Below are 17,616 nucleotides of genomic sequence, written 5' to 3'. Positions count from 1 at the left end.
AGAAAGCAAAGAGGTGGGTTACGCCCTTCGGGCTAACCCACCCTACGACACCTGTGATTGCCGCCTAATTCCTCGCGATGATCTCGCGCTCGCCCTGATGAACCGGCAGCTCGCGCGCCATTGCGGTGCGCCGGCGCATCAAGAATTTCGGACGGCGGGCGCGGATCGCATTGGCGCGGCGGCGGCGCGGTGCGGGTTTGCGCGCGCCTTCGTCGAGCTGCGGCAGCGCAAAGATCTCGCTCCAGATCGCCCAGGCCTGCGCGATCTCGTCCGCGTCCGCGCTGATCAGTAGCGGGATGGACAGCGAAGGATCGCGATGCACGAGGACGAGCGTCTGCGTCTCGTCATTGCCGCGGAGCGCAACGCCGGTGAAGTCGGCGACGCGCACGTTGATCGCCATCTGCATGCCGCGCACGGCACGGCGCAGCACGACACGCTCGCGATGAAGCTCGATCTGCCTGACATGCCCGTCGGCGCGCGGATCATGCGCATCGAAGCGGACCGGAAGGGAAAGAGGGTCGAGCCGCAAGGAGCGGCTCGACCCGGCGGGGTGGGCCCCGCATGTTGCTGTTTGACGCCTCACGGCTTTGTTCTCCCCGCCAGGATTATGTTCCCGGTCGATGCGAGGACCTTAGCGCCGGGCGGTCCGAAACCGCTTAAAAAGGCTGGTTAACCCACCGTCACTCGCTCCTCATGATTGACAAGACGTTGGCGTGCATGATTGACGAGACGTTGCGCCGACGTCGCGAATCTGAGCTTTTGGCGGGCTGAAAATGCTTGAAGTCCGCGCTATCAGGGCACATCTGTGGGTTCCGGTCCCGAACCCCGCCCCAACAGGATTTCGTTCGTGAACTCTTCACCAAGCCCGACGCTTTCGCCTTCCGCCAATCGCGACCTGTTCGATCAGTCCGCGCTCTCCGATCTCGCGCAGCGGCTGGTCGAGGCGGCCAAGCGCGCCGGCGCGGATGCGGCCGACGCGGTCGCGGTGCGCGGCGTCTCGCAGGGCGTCGAGGTCCGCGACGGACGCGTCGAGGAATCCGAGCGATCCGAGGGCGACGATGTCGGTCTGCGCGTGCTGGTCGGTCAGCGTCAGGCGGTGGTCTCCACCAACGACGTCAGCGGCGATGCCGTCACCAAGCTCGCCGAGCGTGCGGTTGCGATGGCGCGCGTCGCGCCCGACGACAAATATGTCGGCCTTGCCGATCCCGCGCTGCTCGCGCGCGACTTTCCCGATCTCGACCTACTCGATCCCGCCGTGCCCACGACGACCGAGCTCGAGCGCCGCGCGCTCGCGGCCGAAGCTGCCGCGCTCGGCGTCAAGGGCGTGACCAAGTCCGGCGGCGCCTCGGCCTCATCCGGCATCGGCGGCATGGTGCTCGTCACCTCGACCGGCTTCCACGGCTCCTATCTGCGCTCCAGCCAGGGCATCTCCGCCACCGCCATATCGGGCGAAGGCACCGGCATGGAGCGCGACTACGACTTCACCTCGGCGCCGCATTGCGCCGATCTGCTGTCGCCGGAGGTCGTCGGCCGCTCCGCCGGCGAGCGCACCGTGGCGCGCTACAATCCGCGCAAGGTCGAGACCTGCAAGGTCCCGGTGGTGTTCGATCCGCGCGTCGCCGGCTCCCTGGTCGGCCATCTCGTCGGCGCCATCAACGGCGCTTCGATCGCGCGCAAGACCAGCTTCCTGAAGGACAAGCTCGGCCAGCAGCTGTTTGCGAAGAACATCCGCATCATCGACGATCCCCTGCGCAAGCGCGGGCTGCGCTCGCAGACCTTCGATGCCGAAGGCGTCGCGGTGAAGCGGACCGCGCTGGTCGACGACGGCGTGTTGACGACTTGGCTGCTCGACTGTGCCACCGCGCGCGAGCTCGGCCTCACCACCACCGGTCACGCCCATCGCGGCGTGTCCTCCTCGCCTTCGCCGGGGCCGTACAATCTGCATCTCGAGCCCGGCTCTGCAACGCCGGCCGAGCTGATCGCCGACATCAAGCAGGGCTTCTACGTCACCGACCTGATCGGCTCCGGCGTCAACGGCGTCACCGGCGATTACAGCCGCGGCGCCTCCGGCTTCTGGATCGAGAACGGCGAGATCACCTATCCCGTCAGCGAGGTGACGATCGCCGGCCATCTGTTCGAGATCTTCAGGTCGATGCAGCCTGCGAACAATCTCGAATTCCGCTACGGCATCAATGCGCCGACGGTGCGCATCGAGGGTTTGACGCTTGGCGGACGCTGACGCGCATTCTCTCGACCACACCCTCCTGACTCGCGACGCGGCGCTGCTGAAGGACACGGTGCGGGAGGCGGGCGCGCTGGCGCAGTCGATGTTCCGCACCGAGCTGAGGAAGTGGACCAAGGGCGCGTCCTCGCCGGTGTCGGAGGCCGACATCGCCGTCAACGATCTGCTCGAATCGCGCCTGCGTGCTGCAACGCCCGAATATGGCTGGCTGTCCGAGGAGAGCGCCGACGATGCGGCGCGGCTGTCGCGGCGGCTGACCTGGATCGTCGATCCCATCGACGGCACGCGCAATTATCTCGGCGGCCATGACGAATGGTGCGTCAGCGTCGCGCTGGTGGCGGACGCTTCGCCGGTGCTCGCCGCCGTATTCGCCCCGGCCAGCGACGAATTCTTCTTCGCGGTGCGCGGCAAGGGCACGACGCTCAACGACAAGCCGGTGCGCGCGACAGGCGGATCCGAACTCGACTTCGCCCGCGTCGCCGGCCCGAAGCCGCTGGTCGAGCGGCTGAAGCCGTCACTCGGCGAGATCAAGCTGCACCGGCGGATCGGCTCGCTGGCGCTGCGGCTGTGCCGGGTCGCCGATGGCGCGCTGGATGCGGCATTTGCGGGCGGCAACAGCCATGATTGGGATCTTGCGGCGGCCGATTTGATCGTGCAGGAAGCGGATGGTAGGATGAGCGACCTCTCCGGAGAACCCATCCTCTATAACCGCCGGGAAGTGGCGCACGGGGTGCTGGTGGCAGCGGGACGCGAACGTCATGCGGGCATTGTCGCGCATTTTCGCAACCGTCCGATAGCCTAAGGCGCATTCGTGGTGCTTCTCGAACACTGCTTTGCCGGGCAGCCCCTTAGGAACAGAACTCATGCCAGATAGCGCCCCGCAACAACTGCTCCACCTCGTCATCGGCGGCGAGCTCGTCGATCTCGAGCACAACACCTTCAAGAATCTGGACGAGGTCGACATCGTCGGTCTGTATCCGAACTATGCCAGCGCCCACGCCGCCTGGCGGGCCAAGGCGCAGAGCACGGTCGACAACGCGCAGATGCGCTACTTCATCGTCCACCTGCATCGGCTGCTCGATCCGAATCAAGAACCGGCGCGTTGAAGAAACTGCTTCGCAATACGCTGCGAAGCAGCTGGTTTCAGCGTGCCGTCGGGGTCCTGGCGGCCGAATATCTGCGTCTGGTCTGGCGGACCAACACCTTCACCTTCGATCCGCCCGACGTCTACGAGCGCGTCGAGCCGCAGCTCCCTGCGATCTTCGCGTTCTGGCACGGCCAGCATTTCCTGACGCCCTTCATCAAGAACCAGAACAAGGCCTCCTATCGGGCCAAGGTGCTGATCTCCCGGCACCGCGACGGCGAGTTCAATGCCATCGCCGCCGAGCGGCTCGGGATCGGCACGATCCGCGGTTCCGGCGACCATGGCGGCGCGTTCCACCGCAAAGGTGGCGTAGGCGCCTTCAAGGAAATGGTGCGGACGCTCCAGGCCGGTTGTAATGTCGCGTTGACCGCCGATGTCCCCAAGCGCTCGCGCGTGGTCGGGCTCGGCATTATCATGCTGGCACGGGAATCGGGACGGCCGATCATGCCTTTCGCGATGGCGACCAGCCGCTTCGTCCGGCTCAAGAACTGGGATCGCACCACCATCAATTTGCCATTCGGGCGGGGCGCTTTGGTCGGCATCAAGGAAATCCACGTTCCCGCAGATGCCGACGCCGCCATGATGGAGACGTTGCGGCAGGAGCTGGAAGACACGTTGAACGAGGCGACCCGGCGCGCCTACGCGCAGCTCGGCCGCCCGGGACCGGAAGATGCCTAAGTCGCTGCCCATTGCGCTGCCGATCACGCTGCGGATGTATCGGCGCCTGGCCGCCGGCCTGGTGCCTCTCGCGCCTGCGCTGATCAAGCGGCGGCTGAAGCAGGGCAAGGAGGATCCCGCCCGCGTCGGCGAGCGGCGCGGCCTGTCCGCCGATGTGCGGCCGCACGGCCCGTTGGTCTGGATTCATGGTGCCAGCGTCGGCGAGGTCCTGGCGGCGGCCGCCCTGATCGAGCGCCTGCGCGATCTCAATCTGCGCATCCTGCTCACCTCGGGCACGGTCACCTCGGCCGCGGTCGTCGCAAAACGCTTTCCCCCCGACGTCATCCATCAATACGTGCCGTATGACTCGCCGCGCTACGTAGCGCGCTTCCTCGATCATTGGAAGCCGTCGCTGGCGCTGTTCATTGAATCCGATTTGTGGCCGAACCTGATCCTCGCCGGCGCGGCGCGCCGGGTGCCGATGGTGCTGATCAACGGGCGGATGTCGCCGCGTTCCTTCCCGCGCTGGCGCCGCATGCACGGCACCATCTCGGCGCTGCTGTCGCGGTTCGACATCTGTCTTGCGCAGTCGAAGAAAGATGCCGAGCGCTTTGCCGCGCTCGGCGGCCGCGACGTCGCGACGACGGGCAATCTCAAGCTCGACGTGCCCGCGCCGCCGGCCGACCCCGCCAAGCTCGAACGGCTGATGGCGATGACGCGCGGGCGTCCGATCATCGTCGCGGCCTCGACCCATCCGGGCGAGGACGAGATGCTGGTCGCGGCGCATCGCAGCCTGGTCGGCCTCTTCCCGCAGCTTCTCACCGTGATCGTGCCGCGGCACCCGGATCGCGGCTCATCGATCGCAGGCCTCGTCACGGCGTCGGGCCTGAAGCCCAGCTTGCGCTCGCGCGAGGAGCTGCCGACCGCGACGACCGACGTCTATGTCGCCGACACCATGGGCGAGCTCGGCCTGTTCTATCGGCTCTCGGGAATCGTGTTCATGGGCGGATCGCTGATCCACCATGGCGGGCAGAACCCGATCGAGGCGATCAAGCTGGGCGCCGCGATCGTCCACGGTCCGCACGTGTTCAACTTCGCCGACGTCTATGAAGCGCTCGATACCAGCGGCGGGGCGCGGCAAGCCGACACGCAGGAGGCGCTGGTCAAGCAGCTCGGCCAGTTGCTGGCCGATCCCATCATGCGCGACAAGATGCAGCGCGCAGGCACGGGCGTGGTCGAGCAGCTTGGCGGTGCGCTCGATCGCACCATGACCGCGCTCGAGCCGTATCTGCTGCAGTTGCGGATCGAGATGGGGGCCGCCAATGCGTGAGCCGGCCTTTTGGTACCGGCCACGCTCCCTTCAATCGTACGCGCTATGGCCGCTCGGTGCGCTTTACGGCGCGATCACTGCACGGCGCATGCTGCGCCAGGGCGTGGACGCCGGCATCCCCGTGATCTGTGTCGGCAACTATCATGTCGGCGGTGCCGGCAAGACGCCGACGGTGCTGGTGTTGACCAAGCTCTTGCGCGAGCTCGGCGAGACGCCGGTCGTGCTCAGCCGCGGCTATGGCGGGCGCCTGAAGGGGCCGGTGATGGTCGACCGCGAGCGTCACGATGCGTCCGACGTCGGCGACGAACCCATGATGATGGCGCGCGACGTCCCGGTCGTGGTCGCGCGCGACCGCCTCGACGGCGTCGCGCTGGCGAAATCGCAAGGCGCCACCGTGATCCTGATGGATGACGGCTTCCAGAATCCGCGCCTGTTCAAGGACGCCTCGCTGATCGTGATCGACGGCGAGCGCGGCCTTGGCAACGGCGCGGTGTTTCCCGCAGGGCCCCTGCGCGCACCGCTCGCGGTGCAGCTCGCGCGCACCGATGCGCTGGTGCTGATCGGCGACGGCAATGCCGCCAACGATGTCGCGGCGGAGATCGCGAAGCGGAACAAGCCCGAGCTGCGCGCGCGCCTGAAGCCGGATGCGGCCTCGCTCGCGCAGCTGCTCGGCAAGCGGGTGTTCGCCTTCGCCGGCATCGGCGATCCCGAGCGTTTCTTCCGTACCTTGCGTGCAAGCGGGATCGACGTCGTGCGCACGCGCGCCTTCGCCGACCACCACATGTTTTCGGAAGGCGAGATCGCAGCGCTCGCAGCGGAGGCGCAGCGCGAGCAGCTCACGCTGGTGACCACGGAAAAGGATCTTGCACGCTTGCGCGGCCGCGCAGGCGTGCCTGACGGCATCGTGCCGTTCGCCGTTCAGCTCGAGTTCGATGACCTGGCGAAGCTGCGGCAATTGATCAGCGATCATCTATACAGAGCGCGCGAGCGAAGGTTCAGTGCGCGCTGATCGCGCAACGTGAGGCAATGTCTCTGCCCTAGTCGCGAAACGTGTCGTATTCGCCGCCGGGAAGCTGATCTGCGGATCCAAAGCGCAGCCGCCGCCGTCGGACGACGCGGCGGCTGTACTCATGTCGAAGTCGGAATCATGTCTGCAACGAGCCATGCTCACCACGCGCCGGCGGCCATCAATCCGATGATGGTGAGGCACGACATGCAGGCGACGACGACAGTGTAGCATTCGGGTGTATTCATTGCCGTCTCCCAAACTGTTGCCAATTGCTTGGTCACTGCTACGCGGGAGTGATCGCCGGACTTGGAGCCGCTTCAATTCGGCAGGCCGAGACCGGTCTTGCGGTGCGGGTCCGTTCTCTCATCGTCACTCAGCGTCGCGGGATAATGATCCGCTGCGACAGCTTCAGCGCGCTCAGCTGCGATCAGAAGCTGTTTGCGCATTTCAGCGAGACGGGCGCGGCAATATTCACGATAGAGCAGGTCGAAAATGGCGGGCATGATCACCCCCATCGCTTGATTGTCGATTTACAGATATTCCACCGCGAATTTTCAAGGTGATCGTCGCCCGTCAGATGGCTCTTCGATATGAGCCCGTTCACAGACCGCGCCAGTTCCAACGCTCGATGGCTGTTTGGTTGACCGGATCGTCTGTGCGATAAAAAAGAACAGGGTCAATTACCTAACCTGCACTATAGCAGTGCTTTGTTTCAGCAGAACTTCATCAAACAACTCTAGGGCGCGGAATTGCAACAAAGAATCCAACCACAGGGCGAAACGACTCACCCACGGCTGCAAGGAATGTAGAACGCAAGCGATTGGCATGGCAGAATCCATTTTTCTGTCGGCGACCTCAACTCGGGAAGCAGGCTCGCGCGGTCAGCGTGATCGGAGACAGGTTGATGATCTGCGGAAACTCGAATGAATAGCTCGCGCTGACCTGGTTGCCGCATGCGGCCGTGGCAAAAGTGAATGTCCCCGGCGGGAGCGTGAGGCCGTAGGCCTGCTGGGCAGCGTAGGTCGTGATCGCGCCGCTGCTCGGACAGAGCGTGTTGTTGACGCTCGCGCAGCGCGCGGCCATTTCGCTGCCATGCTGGATTCCGAGCTGAGTCCAGAACAGCAGCCCGCATTCGATGATCCCGAATATGAACAGGAAGAACACGGGAGCGGTCAGCGCAAATTCCAGCGCTGTGGTGCCGCGCGTGTCCCGCCATAATGCGGTGAGCTTCACTGCAGCCTCGTGGTGGACTGCGCGGTGTATGTGTAGGTAGCCGCCACGATCTGATAGTCGATGATCGTATAGTACGTCGCTTGCGCCGAGACCGTCGTATATGTCCCGGCCGGCGCACCGCCGGTGCAGACCGTTCCGCAGCTGGTGGCGCTCACGCCCGCACTCGTCGGACATCCGCAGAACTGGACCGGCGGAGGTGAAGCGGTAATGTTCGTCGCGCTGGTGGCACTTGCGACGGCGTTCGCGATGCCGCTCGTGTCGAAGCCGCGTGCAATCGCGTACTGGGCTCCTGCTTGCGCGGCATTTTCGACCTGCATCTTGCGATAGAGCGCAAGCCCGATGTCCGTGACCGAGACGACCATCAGAGACAGCAGGGGAACCAGGATGGCGAATTCGGCTGCCGCGACGCCCCGTTGATCGCCGGCCGCATTGCGCACGTGCCGCGCCAGATAACCAAGCCATCGACGGCCAAACCTGGATGAGACATTCTGGATCTGCATCGCTCCAAACCTCATTCGACGAGCTGCGCGGTCTGCGAACCGATCGTCGCGGTGCCGAGCGCGGTGCAATTGACCTGCAGGTTCGACGTGCCGCTGAACGTCAGCGTATCCGCGATGATCTTGGTGCAGGACGTGCTGGTGCCGTTGCCGCCGCTGAAGCTGAGATTGGCCTTTGGCAGGTAGATGGCACCGCCGAAATTCTGCGTAGCACCGCCGGTGAGATTGAAATTGGTCCCGGCCGGCATGTTGCGGTCGCCGTACATGACGATGCCCTTCGTCGGGCCGCTGGTCGGGCCGGTCAGGTCGACGCTCGCGTTGCTGCCGATCGAGGCGGTGCCCCAGTCGCTGCCGGAGCCCGTGAACACCAGGGTGACGCCGCTGCCGGTGATGGTGGCATTTCCGGCGACGCTCAAGCTGGCGCCGTCCAGATAGTAGATGCCGGGATTGAGGTTCAGGACTGCGCCGGCGTTGACCGTGATGCTGCCCATGTAGCAGCCGGGGTCGAGCGAGTTCGTCTTTCCGTTGGCGTTGACCGTGATCTTGGCATTGCTGCAGCTCGGCCGCGTCGGCGGAGTGACGTCGGCATAGGGATCGGCGACAGGCGTGATGTGCGTCTTGACCCCGTTGGTCGCCGTGATGCTGCTCGCGCCGGAGACGTCGCCGACCACGCCGACCTGGTTTGCCGCAATCGTGGCGCTGCCGGCGACGTTGAGCGAGGGGCTTGCGCTCGAGTTGCTGTAGAGATTGCACTTGATCAGGTTGAGCTGGTTGCCGCCGCTGACATTGACAGCGGGGCTTGCGCTCCTGTTGAGCGCAAGGACGCAGCCCGTCCCGGAATTGGGCAGGGCGACCGAGCGCGCGGTGATTGGTACGCGATCCGAGCCGAACAAGGCCGATAGCAGCCGCCGCTGCGGTTGACTGACGATGACTTCGATGGCCTGCGCGTTCGACGCCTGACTGCCTGTTTTTGGTGGCTGGTTCACCGTGACAGTGACGTCGTTCGCCCCGTCGGTGTAACCATAATTTGCCGCGACCGCCTTGGCTTCGGACCGGGGGTCGCCGCCTGCACTGACAGCCGTCGCAGCGCTGACGGCGCCGGAATCTGCAACGCTCTGCATGTTCTTGTGCTTGTAGTACCACCAGCCCACTTCCGTTCCGAGGCCGGCGGTGCCGACCAGGACCGGCATGAGCAGCGCAGAAATGAGCACGTAGCTGCCCTGCTCGTCGCGGATGAACCGTTCGAGCAAATGATCCTTTGCGCTCGAAGGTGCACCGAACGAGCGGCTGAAAGTTCTCCGGAGGTCCATGCTTCCTGCCCGATTGCCACTTTATCCCGAGGCAGTGTGGTGCAGGCCGGCTTAAATGGGCCCCAATGGAAGCCTGACAATTTTAGATATCGGCGAACATTCAGCCGGCATTCATGGCCGCAATCTTATTGAATGAAGCCGCATCCAGGAGAAGTCAGATGGAATTGCACCCTGCAATTGTTACCGCCAGCATTATAGGTCTGCCGGTTTTACCCGCCTTACGAGAGTTGCGAGGGCCGAAGGATCACGGCTGTTTCAGCGCGCCGGGAAAATGCCGCTGCAGCACCGCGGTGGGCGTGGCATAGGCCTCCTGCAGATCGACGCTCCAGTACTTCAGCTCGTCGAGCGGGATGCGGACGTCGGTGATCGCGCAGCGCACGAAAGTCCCCGGCGAGATCACGCGGAAATCGCCGTCGAGATATTGCACCTGCGCTTCGCCATGGCCCGAGGGGCCGAACTTGTTCAGCACGGTCGAAAGTCTCCGTGGGGGCCTCTCCAGGAACGCCGTGGAAGGCACGATGTGTTGGACGGGATGTAGCATAGATGGGGTGGCTTGTCCGCCCGTTAAACCCACCGGTTCGTGATGATTTGCCGCCGTTTTCGCATGATAAGGCTTCGGTCGAAGGGGCGCCGGTTCCGGCAGCTCCTGCCGCAGAGTCCGATGCGCCTTCGCCTCGCCGCCTTGTTCCTGACGCTGCTGATGTCGGCGGCGCACGCTGCCCCGGCGCCGCAGCCGGTCGAGATTCCGCTCGCCTCCGGGGTGCTCCATGCGCAGCTCTACAAGCCCGAGGGCAAGGGGCCGTTTCCGGCGGTGATCGCGCTGCACGGCTGCGGTGGGCTCGGTAGCCATTCCGATCCCGTGCTGCCGCGCTATCGCGATTGGGCCGAGCGCCTGCTTAAGGCGGGCAATGCCGTGCTGCTGCCCGACAGCTACGGCTCGCGCGAGCTCGGCCCGCAATGCCGCGTCAAGGAGATGCACGTCAAGGCGCGGCGCGAACGCGTCGGCGATATCGCGGCCGCGCGCGCCTGGCTGATGCAGCAGGCTTGGGTGGCGCGGGACCGTGTCAGCCTGATCGGCTGGGCCAATGGTGCGAGCGCGCTGCTCTGGGCCGTGCGTCCGCAGAGCGCGGGGCGCGATCCCGGTCCGGACTTCCGCGCCGCCATCGCGTTCTATCCGGATTGCCGGATCTCGGCGGGCCTCGGCTGGAGCACGCGGGTGCCGACGCTGGTCTTGATCGGCGCCGATGACGAGGTGTCGTCGCCGCCGGCCTGCCGCCAGATGGTGGACGGCGCGCGCGGCCGCAGCGCGCTGGCGCGCATCGTGGTCTATCCCGGCGCCGATCACGATTTCGACCGCGCCAGCACGCCGCTGCACGCCGCCGCTGCGCCCGAGCACGGGGATGCCGAGGCCCGCGCCGCCTCGCAGAAGGACGTCGCGCAATGGCTGGCGCGGTGAGGGTGGTGCCGCCGCGCTTGGCCTCGCCTTAGTTCGACCACGATATCGATTAAACGCATCTCACATGCATGGCCGCATCACGCTCTTCGCCTCCGCCCTGATCGTCTTCACCGTCGCGATCCTGCTGTTCGAAGCCCACGCCTCCCATCGCGCGCCGGACCATTGCGGCTTCTGGACCACGATCGAGGCGGGATTGTCGTGTCGCTGAAGTAGATTTGAATGGTAGACGCGCTGTCGCCACATCGTCATTGCGAGCGCAGCGAAGCAATCCAGAATCCCTCCGCGGAAGCAGTCTGGATTGCTTCGTCGCAAGGGCTCCTCGCAATGACGCGGATAGAGCCCGTGCTCGCTCCCTCAGAACAAGCTGCCCTGATCCACCGGCTTGACCAATCGCCTCGGCGCCGGCTTCGTCTCCGCAGCCGGCTTGGGCTGCGCCGGCGCGCGCCTCTCCGCAGGTGCCGCGCGATCTGCATCCGCCGTTGCGCCGACGCGGCCGTCCGCGAACTCGATCTCGACCCGCGCGCCGGGGCCGATCGCATCAGCCGCATGCACGGGATGGCCGGCCTCGTCGCGCACCAGCGCAAAGCCGCGCGCGAGCACGCTGCGATAGGACAGCGCGGAGAGCAGCTTGCCGCTGTTCTCGACCCGCGCCTCCAGCCGGTGCAGCAGCGTGACGAGCGCACGCTCCGCCCGCTCAGTCAGACGATGCGTGCGCTCGCGCTGGCGGGCAATCGCATTGCGCTGCGCCTGCGCATTCGCAAGCTTTGAGGCGCGCAGGCGCACCTGCAAGCCCGCAAAGCGGTCGCGCCGCTGCCGCAGCAGCGAGCGCGTGGAGAGACCAAGCCGCTCGCCGCAAACGGTGAGGCGATGATCGGCCTGCGAGATCTGGCCGTGCAGCACCCGCAGCGTCAGCTTCGCGCTGGCCGCGGTGAACCTGCGGAAATGCGCATGCGTGTTGGCCTTGAGACAGCGGGGCAGGGACGCGCCTGCCGAATCCAGTCGCTGCCGCGGGATCGCCAGGAGATCGCCGGCCGCCGGCAGCGCGCGCGCGGCGGCGCGCAGCTCGCTGCGGCGGCTCTCCTGGGCGCGCTGCCAACAGGCGCGGGTGCGGCGCCCGAGATCGCCGACTTCGACGAACAGGTCGCTGCGCACCGGCACCGCCATCTCGGCCGCCGCCGTCGGCGTCGGCGCGCGCTTGTCGGCGACGAAATCGATCAGCGTGATGTCGGTCTCGTGCCCCACCGCCGAGATCAGCGGGATCATGCTCTCGGCGGCGGCGCGCACCACGATCTCCTCGTTGAACGACCAGAGGTCCTCCAGCGAGCCGCCGCCGCGCGCGACGATGAGCACATCGGGCCGCGGAATCCGGCCGCCCTCGGAGAGCGCGTTGAAGCCGCGGATCGCGGCCGCGACCTGCTCGGCCGAGCCGTCGCCCTGCACCTTGACCGGCCACACCAGCACGCGGCGGGGAAAACGGTCCTCCAGCCGATGCAGGATGTCGCGGATGACGGCGCCGGTCGGCGAGGTCACGACGCCGATCACCTCCGGCAGCCACGGCAGCAGCTGCTTGCGCGCCTCGTCAAACAGGCCCTCGGCGGCGAGCTTCTTTTTGCGCTCCTCCATCAGCGCCATCAGCGCGCCGATGCCGGCCGGCTCCAGCGCCTCGATCACGATCTGGTATTTCGAGGAGCCGGGATAGGTCGTCAGCTTGCCGGTGGCGATCACCTCGAGCCCCTCCTGGGGCTTGAAGCGCATGCGGCTGTGCACGCCCTTCCAGATCACCGCCTCGATCTTGGCGCTCTCGTCCTTGAGCGCGAAATAGCAATGGCCGGAGGAATGCGCCCCGCGGAAGCCGGAGATCTCGCCGCGGACGCGGACATGGCCGAAGGCGTCCTCGACCGTCCGCTTCAGGGACAGGGACAGTTCGGAGACGGTGAATTCAGGCGCGTTGAGCAGTTGTTCCGCAGGCGGCATAGCAAACGATTCGGCATTTCGGGGTCAGGCCCGACGTTAAGGATTTTCGCGCCGCAGCGCCAATCGATTCGGTAGACCCAAGGAACCGCAGCTTGGAAGGCAACTTGACTCGACCTAAATTTCATATATGAAATTTACAAATCATATATAAATCAGAGGAAGCGGCCCCATGGCTGTGGTCACCGATCCCGACGACCCGCGCGGACGCATGTTCGGGCAGTACCAGCTCAAGCCGAATAGCGGGGTCAATCCGCCCTATTCGCCGGCTTATCCGGTGGAGTGGGGCTGCACCTTGCGCACCGTCGAGATCATGACCCGTGTCGCGCCCGGCAAGGTCGCGACCTTGCTCGCAGAGACGCCGTTCGAGATCGCCAGCGACCGCGTGGCCTTTCGTTTCATGCGTTCGCCTGGCCATTCCCTCGCCGTGCACGCGGGCGAGATGTTCGACCTGATGATCTCGGTGCCCGTGCGCTACAAGGGGCTGTTCACCGAGACGCATATCTTCATGTATTGCAGCGATCCCATGGGGATCTGTGCCGGACGCGAGGTGTTCGGCTACACCAAGAAGGATGCGCATTACGCGTTCGACGAGCATGCCGATGGATCGATCACTGGATGGGTCCGCCGCCGCGGCATTCCGCTCGCCGATTTCTCCTTCACGCCGGATCCGTCCGCGCCGGTCGTCCGCATCGTCGACGGCGATAAGCTGCCGGCCGGTGAGATCCATGTGCGCCGTCTGCCGCATCCCGAGCGGCTCGGCACGGCCTATGCGGACATCGCCTATCGCCGCACGCCGTTGAAATATTCCAAGCCGGTGCCGGGTCGCGCCGCGATGACGCTGCACGCCAGCGCGTACGATCCGATTGCCGAGCTCGAGCCGGAGATCCTCGGCGCGCATTTCATGGTGTCGGACGTCTATGGCGGCGGATTCGAGGTCGAGGATCGCAGGCTCGTCGAGCGCCTCACGCCCTGAACGACAAGATCAGCCTGCGTGCGATGTACATGCGGGCGGCGAAAATTGGGAAGAAACACGCACAAGGCAAAGGAGGGTCTGCCCATGGCAGCACGATTTCGAGTGAGCCGCCGCCGGCTGCTGGCTGGCGCCGGCGGATTGGCGTTGGGCATGACGGGGCTCAGTGCACGGGCGCAAGAAGCAAAGCCGCTCCGCATCGGCGTGCTGACGGATATGTCCAGCCTCTATGCCGATGTCACCGGCCCGGGCTCGCTGCTGGCGGCAAAGATGGCGGTCGAGGATTTCCAGGCATCGTCTCCCAGGATGACCCGGCCGGTCGAGATCATCAGCGGCGACCACATGAACAAGGCTGATCTCGGCGCCAACATCGCGCGCGAGTGGATCGACCGGCAAGGCGTCGATGTCATCGTCGATGCGCCGAATTCGGCCGTCGCCCTCGCGGTGCGCAACGTCGTGCAGCAGAACAACAAGACGCTGTTGGTCTCCGGCGCCTCGTCGTCGGACCTGACCGGCAAGTCCTGCTCGCCCAATCTCGTGCACTGGACCTACGACACCTACGCGCTCTCGTCGGGGGTCGCGCGCGCCGTCGTCGAGAGCGGCGGCAAGAGCTGGTTCCTGCTCACGGCCGACTATGCCTTCGGCCATGCCATGGAAGGCGACATTAAGAACGTCGTGCAGAAATTCGGCGGCAAGGTTCTCGGCGGCGTCCGCACGCCGATCAACACGCAGGATTTCTCATCCTTCCTGTTGCAGGCGCAGTCTTCGAAGGCGGAAATCATCGCGTTGATCAACGCCGGCGGCGACACCATCAACTCCATCAAGCAGGCCGTCGAATTCGGGATTCCGCAAGGCGGCCAGCGCGTGGTGGCGACGGTGCTGTATCTCAGCGACGTGCATTCGCTCGGCTTGAAGATTGCGCAGGGGCTGCAGTTCACCGAAGCTTTCTATTGGGATCTGAATGACGATACGCGTGCCTGGACCAAGCGATTCGCGCCGCGCAACAACGGCCGCTATCCGACCGCGCTGCATGCGGGTGCCTACGCCACGACGCTGCATTATCTGAAGGCCGTTGATGCGCTTGGCGCCTCCAGCGACGGCAAGGCGGTGGTCGAACAGATGAAGAAGCTGCCGACCGACGATCCTCTTTTCGGCAAGGGTAGCGTGCGCGCCGACGGTCGCAAGCTGCACAACATGTATCTGTTCGAGGTGAAGACCCCCAGCGATTCCAAATATTCCTGGGACTATTACAAGCTGGTCAAGACCATCGCGCCGTCCGAGGCCTGGCGGCCTGTGGCGGATGGCGGCTGCGAGTTCCTGAAGTCGTGAGTGGCACGGATCGGCCGGTCGCGCTGGTCACGGGCGGCGGGGGCGATATCGGGCGCGCCATTGCGCTAAAGTTGGGGCAGATGAGCGCTGCGGTCGCGATCGTCGACCGCGACGAAGCGGCTGCACGCGCCACCGCACAGCTGGTCGAGAAGGCCGGGGCAAGGGCGCTCGCCATCCGCGCGGATGTCTCCCTCGCTCAGGATACGATCGCATTCGTAGAGGCGACCGAAGCACGTCTCGGGCCGATCGGCATCTTCGCCAACAACGCGGGCATTGAGGGCGTCGTCGCTCCTCTTCACGAATATCCCGACGAAACGTTCGATCAATTGCTGCAGGTGAACGTCAAGGGCGCTTTTCTCGGCCTCAAGCACGTGATCGCCAGGATGATGCAACGCGGGACGGGCGCGATCATCAACACCGCATCGACGTCCGCGATCCGCGGACGTGCAGGGCTCGCAGGCTACGTCGCCTCCAAGCACGCCGTGCTCGGACTGACGCGCACGGCAGCGCTCGATGTCGCCGGAACGAAGATCAGGGTCAACGCCGTTCTGCCCGGTCCGGTCGAGTCGCGCATGATCCGGGAGTTGGAAGGCCAGGCGCGCGAGGGCGCCATCACAATGCGTCGAAATGCTGCGAGCGCGCACGGACGACCGCAGGACGTCGCGAACATCGTTGCCTTCCTCGCATCCGACGAGGCTGCTCACGTGAACGGCGCGGCCTGGATCGTCGATGCCGGCATGACCGCCGGTTAGAGCGTGAGCGTCCATTTTGAAATGCCCGTGTTTGCCATCGTATCCGCAAAATGCTCGGCGTCGCCGTAGTGAACATCCGGCAAGCCTTCAAAGCGCGTCGCGAGCCCGTCTCGTACGTTGCGTTTGCCTTCGAAGCGGGAGCCCCAAGGCTTGCTTCCCCTCGGTATCTCCAAGATACAATCGTCAGCAAAGAACTCCATGATGGAATCCAAGTCGTGCGCGTTGAACGCTTCACCCGGCGCCGTCAATTTCCATCGGATGTCCATCCTTCCCTCCATCGAGTTCTCGGAAGGGATACAATAACATAAGGGCACACAGGTGAGTTGAAGGGCCGATTAGACGTTTGGTCGATGTCGCCTTCGGGTCATCAGCGCCGTTTGGAAGCTCGGCCGGTCGCTCCCGCTCTGTCCCAACCAACGTGTACGCCGCCTGAACCTCGCCTAAGGGCCACAAGCGGCGGTCGAAGTGAGCACGGCCCCCGCGTCCGATCTACCGTGCATGTGAGCCAACAGCTGTAAGGCCGATGAAGTGCTGGCGCTTTCGCTCTGACGCACGACTATTTTAATATCCGAGCAAGTGAGAGCGGCCCAAAGCCGCCCTCACTCGCCACTGCCGATCTTTGATGCCGGCGGTTGATCAGCTAGCTCAACGCTCAGTCTTGTCAATGTCGGCCCTGGTTTTCTTCACCGTATCAGCAACTCTCTCAGTACGTTCGGCCGCTTCTTTGCGTACCACCAGTTCTTCACCGGCTCGAGTCTCCTTCTGGACTACGGGCTCCTCATGCAGCTCTCGCACCTCGTACTCCCGTTCCGTTGGTTGCCCTGTCGCAGCTCCCGTAGCTGGACGGCGCTCGATGACAGTTCGCTCATCGCGCAGTTGTACGTCCTTTTGTACAGGCTCCTCGACTACGTAAGTTCTTATATGCTTGACGGTTTCGGTGGCCCGTTTGCCCACCTTCAATTCTTCTTCCGGGAGAGGGATAACCTTCTCGGGTTCGTCGCCTTGAGAGTCATACCCTTCTTGCCTCACCGAGGGTCCTGACACTCCGCTTCCGACCGCTGTCGAGCCGCCCCCATTTTCTTCGTGGATCTCGACCGGATTGTACTCCTGCAGCACACCTTCGATGCGTTCGAGATCGGCCATGGTGGGAGCATCCACTAGCACCGACAATGCGGTGCCGCCCCTTTCCATGTGGCTTTCATACAGGCGGCGCTCGTCTGCCGGTACATCGCTTCCAAACAGCCAGTCCCAGAAACTTCCTCCATCCGAGCTTTCGCTTGCTCTTTCGCTGCTTGACTGTGATGGCTGATTGCTCAGCCTCACATGATCTGCTGGAACGCCTGAACCGACCACAGCACGGTACGCTTCCTCTGCATCGTTACGAGAGTTGTATACTGCTACCACGCATTGTCCTTGCATGTTTGCCTCCTCTATGGACATGCGCCCAACGCCAGAGACAACGCATCGTTCTTAATTTTTTTCGCAAGGTTTGCGAAGCGCTCGCTATAGTCGGGGCTGCCGGGCAACGACGCGAGCTTGGAGCTACCGCTCTTAGATTTGGACCGGCGGCGATGCGAGCATACTGTCGCGACAGGCTGCAAATCAGCTTATCGAACACTCACCTCGTCCTTAGTCCGACAAAACCCGGAGCGATTGCGTAATCATCCATGCCGCGAATGAAGCCACGGTCGCCAAAGACGATCGTTTGGAGCC

At 64.6% G+C, this 17,616-nt stretch carries 20 protein-coding genes; 11 read left to right on the top strand and 9 right to left on the bottom strand.

Translation table 11 applies throughout. The annotated features are described in order from the left end of the window. Positions 1–64 precede the first annotated feature (64 nt). Complete coding sequence (locus I6F20_RS15635; RefSeq protein ID WP_225113345.1) at positions 65–583, bottom strand: DUF6101 family protein; 519 nt, start codon at positions 581–583, stop codon at positions 65–67. 264 nt (positions 584–847) lie between these two features. On the opposite strand from I6F20_RS15635, the gene I6F20_RS15630 reads away from it, so the two are divergent. From I6F20_RS15630 to lpxK, 6 genes are all read left to right on the top strand, one after another. Next, positions 848–2,239: a TldD/PmbA family protein gene (locus I6F20_RS15630; RefSeq protein ID WP_225126869.1), complete on the top strand. Its 1,392-nt coding sequence runs from the start codon at positions 848–850 to the stop codon at positions 2,237–2,239. Then, positions 2,226–3,044, top strand: a complete 819-nt coding sequence (locus I6F20_RS15625) for an inositol monophosphatase family protein (RefSeq protein ID WP_036009209.1) — start codon at positions 2,226–2,228, stop codon at positions 3,042–3,044. The genes I6F20_RS15630 and I6F20_RS15625 overlap by 14 nt, the downstream gene beginning before the upstream one ends. 61 nt (positions 3,045–3,105) lie before the next feature. Next, the gene (locus I6F20_RS15620; RefSeq protein ID WP_036039955.1) at positions 3,106–3,348 is read left to right on the top strand and encodes a DUF4170 domain-containing protein; all 243 of its coding nucleotides are present in this window, start codon (positions 3,106–3,108) and stop codon (positions 3,346–3,348) included. Beyond that, positions 3,345–4,064, top strand: a complete 720-nt coding sequence (locus I6F20_RS15615) for a lysophospholipid acyltransferase family protein (protein WP_036039958.1) — start codon at positions 3,345–3,347, stop codon at positions 4,062–4,064. The genes I6F20_RS15620 and I6F20_RS15615 overlap by 4 nt, the downstream gene beginning before the upstream one ends. Beyond that, positions 4,057–5,373 (top strand): 3-deoxy-D-manno-octulosonic acid transferase, encoded by a 1,317-nt coding sequence (locus tag I6F20_RS15610; protein ID WP_036009218.1) that lies wholly within the window; start codon positions 4,057–4,059, stop codon positions 5,371–5,373. The genes I6F20_RS15615 and I6F20_RS15610 overlap by 8 nt, the downstream gene beginning before the upstream one ends. Further along, positions 5,366–6,382 carry a tetraacyldisaccharide 4'-kinase gene (lpxK, locus tag I6F20_RS15605; protein WP_225126867.1) on the top strand — a complete coding sequence of 339 codons (1,017 nt, stop codon included), beginning with the start codon at positions 5,366–5,368 and terminating at the stop codon, positions 6,380–6,382. The genes I6F20_RS15610 and lpxK overlap by 8 nt, the downstream gene beginning before the upstream one ends. Positions 6,383–6,699: 317 nt before the next feature. On the opposite strand, the gene I6F20_RS15600 is transcribed toward lpxK, so the two are convergent. The 5 genes from I6F20_RS15600 to I6F20_RS15580 all read right to left on the bottom strand — a co-directional run bounded on the left by I6F20_RS15600 (position 6,700) and on the right by I6F20_RS15580 (position 9,891). After that, a complete protein-coding gene (locus I6F20_RS15600; protein WP_225124433.1) occupies positions 6,700–6,885 on the bottom strand; it encodes a hypothetical protein in 186 nt (61 codons plus the stop codon). A gap of 352 nt (positions 6,886–7,237) precedes the next feature. Next, positions 7,238–7,615: a TadE/TadG family type IV pilus assembly protein gene (locus I6F20_RS15595; protein ID WP_036009226.1), complete on the bottom strand. Its 378-nt coding sequence runs from the start codon at positions 7,613–7,615 to the stop codon at positions 7,238–7,240. Further along, positions 7,612–8,115: a TadE/TadG family type IV pilus assembly protein gene (locus tag I6F20_RS15590; RefSeq protein ID WP_081494560.1), complete on the bottom strand. Its 504-nt coding sequence runs from the start codon at positions 8,113–8,115 to the stop codon at positions 7,612–7,614. The genes I6F20_RS15595 and I6F20_RS15590 overlap by 4 nt, the downstream gene beginning before the upstream one ends. Before the next feature lie 11 nt (positions 8,116–8,126). Next, positions 8,127–9,422: a TadE/TadG family type IV pilus assembly protein gene (locus tag I6F20_RS15585; protein ID WP_225126865.1), complete on the bottom strand. Its 1,296-nt coding sequence runs from the start codon at positions 9,420–9,422 to the stop codon at positions 8,127–8,129. Positions 9,423–9,666: 244 nt separating this feature from the next. Next, positions 9,667–9,891: a DUF2093 domain-containing protein gene (locus tag I6F20_RS15580; protein ID WP_036009228.1), complete on the bottom strand. Its 225-nt coding sequence runs from the start codon at positions 9,889–9,891 to the stop codon at positions 9,667–9,669. 192 nt (positions 9,892–10,083) lie between these two features. Between I6F20_RS15580 and I6F20_RS15575 the strand changes: the two genes are divergently transcribed. Together I6F20_RS15575 and I6F20_RS15570 are read left to right on the top strand one after the other, a co-directional pair. Then, positions 10,084–10,878, top strand: coding sequence for a dienelactone hydrolase family protein (locus I6F20_RS15575; RefSeq protein WP_225126864.1), 795 nt, complete (start codon positions 10,084–10,086; stop codon positions 10,876–10,878). Positions 10,879–10,942: 64 nt separating this feature from the next. Further along, on the top strand, positions 10,943–11,086 hold the full coding sequence (locus tag I6F20_RS15570) for a hypothetical protein (protein WP_204347664.1): 144 nt from the start codon (positions 10,943–10,945) through the stop codon (positions 11,084–11,086). Positions 11,087–11,232: 146 nt separating this feature from the next. Here the strand turns inward: I6F20_RS15570 and xseA are convergent, their stop codons facing one another. Beyond that, positions 11,233–12,852, bottom strand: coding sequence for an exodeoxyribonuclease VII large subunit (gene xseA / locus I6F20_RS15565; RefSeq protein ID WP_225126863.1), 1,620 nt, complete (start codon positions 12,850–12,852; stop codon positions 11,233–11,235). Between the two features lie 169 nt (positions 12,853–13,021). Between xseA and I6F20_RS15560 the strand changes: the two genes are divergently transcribed. The 3 genes from I6F20_RS15560 (at position 13,022) to I6F20_RS15550 (ending at position 15,903) form a co-directional block, all read left to right on the top strand. After that, complete coding sequence (locus I6F20_RS15560) at positions 13,022–13,825, top strand: acetoacetate decarboxylase family protein (RefSeq protein ID WP_225126862.1); 804 nt, start codon at positions 13,022–13,024, stop codon at positions 13,823–13,825. Between the two features lie 84 nt (positions 13,826–13,909). Further along, entirely contained in the window at positions 13,910–15,151 is a 1,242-nt protein-coding gene (locus tag I6F20_RS15555; protein ID WP_518513058.1) for an ABC transporter substrate-binding protein, read from the top strand. Beyond that, on the top strand, positions 15,148–15,903 hold the full coding sequence (locus I6F20_RS15550) for an SDR family NAD(P)-dependent oxidoreductase (RefSeq protein WP_225126861.1): 756 nt from the start codon (positions 15,148–15,150) through the stop codon (positions 15,901–15,903). The genes I6F20_RS15555 and I6F20_RS15550 overlap by 4 nt, the downstream gene beginning before the upstream one ends. Here I6F20_RS15550 and I6F20_RS15545 read toward each other — a convergent pair. Next, positions 15,900–16,169, bottom strand: a complete 270-nt coding sequence (locus tag I6F20_RS15545; protein ID WP_225126860.1) for a nuclear transport factor 2 family protein — start codon at positions 16,167–16,169, stop codon at positions 15,900–15,902. The genes I6F20_RS15550 and I6F20_RS15545 overlap by 4 nt on opposite strands. A gap of 379 nt (positions 16,170–16,548) precedes the next feature. Continuing rightward, positions 16,549–17,322 (bottom strand): YsnF/AvaK domain-containing protein, encoded by a 774-nt coding sequence (locus I6F20_RS15540; protein WP_225126859.1) that lies wholly within the window; start codon positions 17,320–17,322, stop codon positions 16,549–16,551. Positions 17,323–17,616 lie beyond the last annotated feature (294 nt).

Source organism: Bradyrhizobium sp. IC3123, from assembly GCF_020193625.1.
Taxonomy (GTDB): Bacteria; Pseudomonadota; Alphaproteobacteria; order Rhizobiales; family Xanthobacteraceae; genus Bradyrhizobium; species Bradyrhizobium yuanmingense.
Note: the sequence above shows the minus strand (reverse complement) of the source record. Positions and strands in the feature narration are given on the sequence as shown.

What these genes read in the sequence shown, in the direction of transcription:
- I6F20_RS15585 (WP_225126865.1), bottom strand. Translation starts at nt 9,422, where the DNA reads ATGGACCTCCGGAGAACTTTCAGCCGCTCGTTCGGTGCACCTTCGAGC.
- I6F20_RS15570 (WP_204347664.1), top strand. Translation starts at nt 10,943, where the DNA reads ATGCATGGCCGCATCACGCTCTTCGCCTCCGCCCTGATCGTCTTCACC.
- I6F20_RS15590 (WP_081494560.1), bottom strand. Translation starts at nt 8,115, where the DNA reads ATGCAGATCCAGAATGTCTCATCCAGGTTTGGCCGTCGATGGCTTGGT.
- I6F20_RS15540 (WP_225126859.1), bottom strand. Translation starts at nt 17,322, where the DNA reads ATGCAAGGACAATGCGTGGTAGCAGTATACAACTCTCGTAACGATGCA.
- I6F20_RS15620 (WP_036039955.1), top strand. Translation starts at nt 3,106, where the DNA reads ATGCCAGATAGCGCCCCGCAACAACTGCTCCACCTCGTCATCGGCGGC.
- I6F20_RS15555 (WP_518513058.1), top strand. Translation starts at nt 13,910, where the DNA reads ATGGCAGCACGATTTCGAGTGAGCCGCCGCCGGCTGCTGGCTGGCGCC.
- I6F20_RS15575 (WP_225126864.1), top strand. Translation starts at nt 10,084, where the DNA reads ATGCGCCTTCGCCTCGCCGCCTTGTTCCTGACGCTGCTGATGTCGGCG.
- xseA (WP_225126863.1), bottom strand. Translation starts at nt 12,852, where the DNA reads ATGCCGCCTGCGGAACAACTGCTCAACGCGCCTGAATTCACCGTCTCC.
- lpxK (WP_225126867.1), top strand. Translation starts at nt 5,366, where the DNA reads ATGCGTGAGCCGGCCTTTTGGTACCGGCCACGCTCCCTTCAATCGTAC.
- I6F20_RS15610 (WP_036009218.1), top strand. Translation starts at nt 4,057, where the DNA reads ATGCCTAAGTCGCTGCCCATTGCGCTGCCGATCACGCTGCGGATGTAT.
- I6F20_RS15600 (WP_225124433.1), bottom strand. Translation starts at nt 6,885, where the DNA reads ATGCCCGCCATTTTCGACCTGCTCTATCGTGAATATTGCCGCGCCCGT.
- I6F20_RS15545 (WP_225126860.1), bottom strand. Translation starts at nt 16,169, where the DNA reads ATGGACATCCGATGGAAATTGACGGCGCCGGGTGAAGCGTTCAACGCG.
- I6F20_RS15560 (WP_225126862.1), top strand. Translation starts at nt 13,022, where the DNA reads ATGGCTGTGGTCACCGATCCCGACGACCCGCGCGGACGCATGTTCGGG.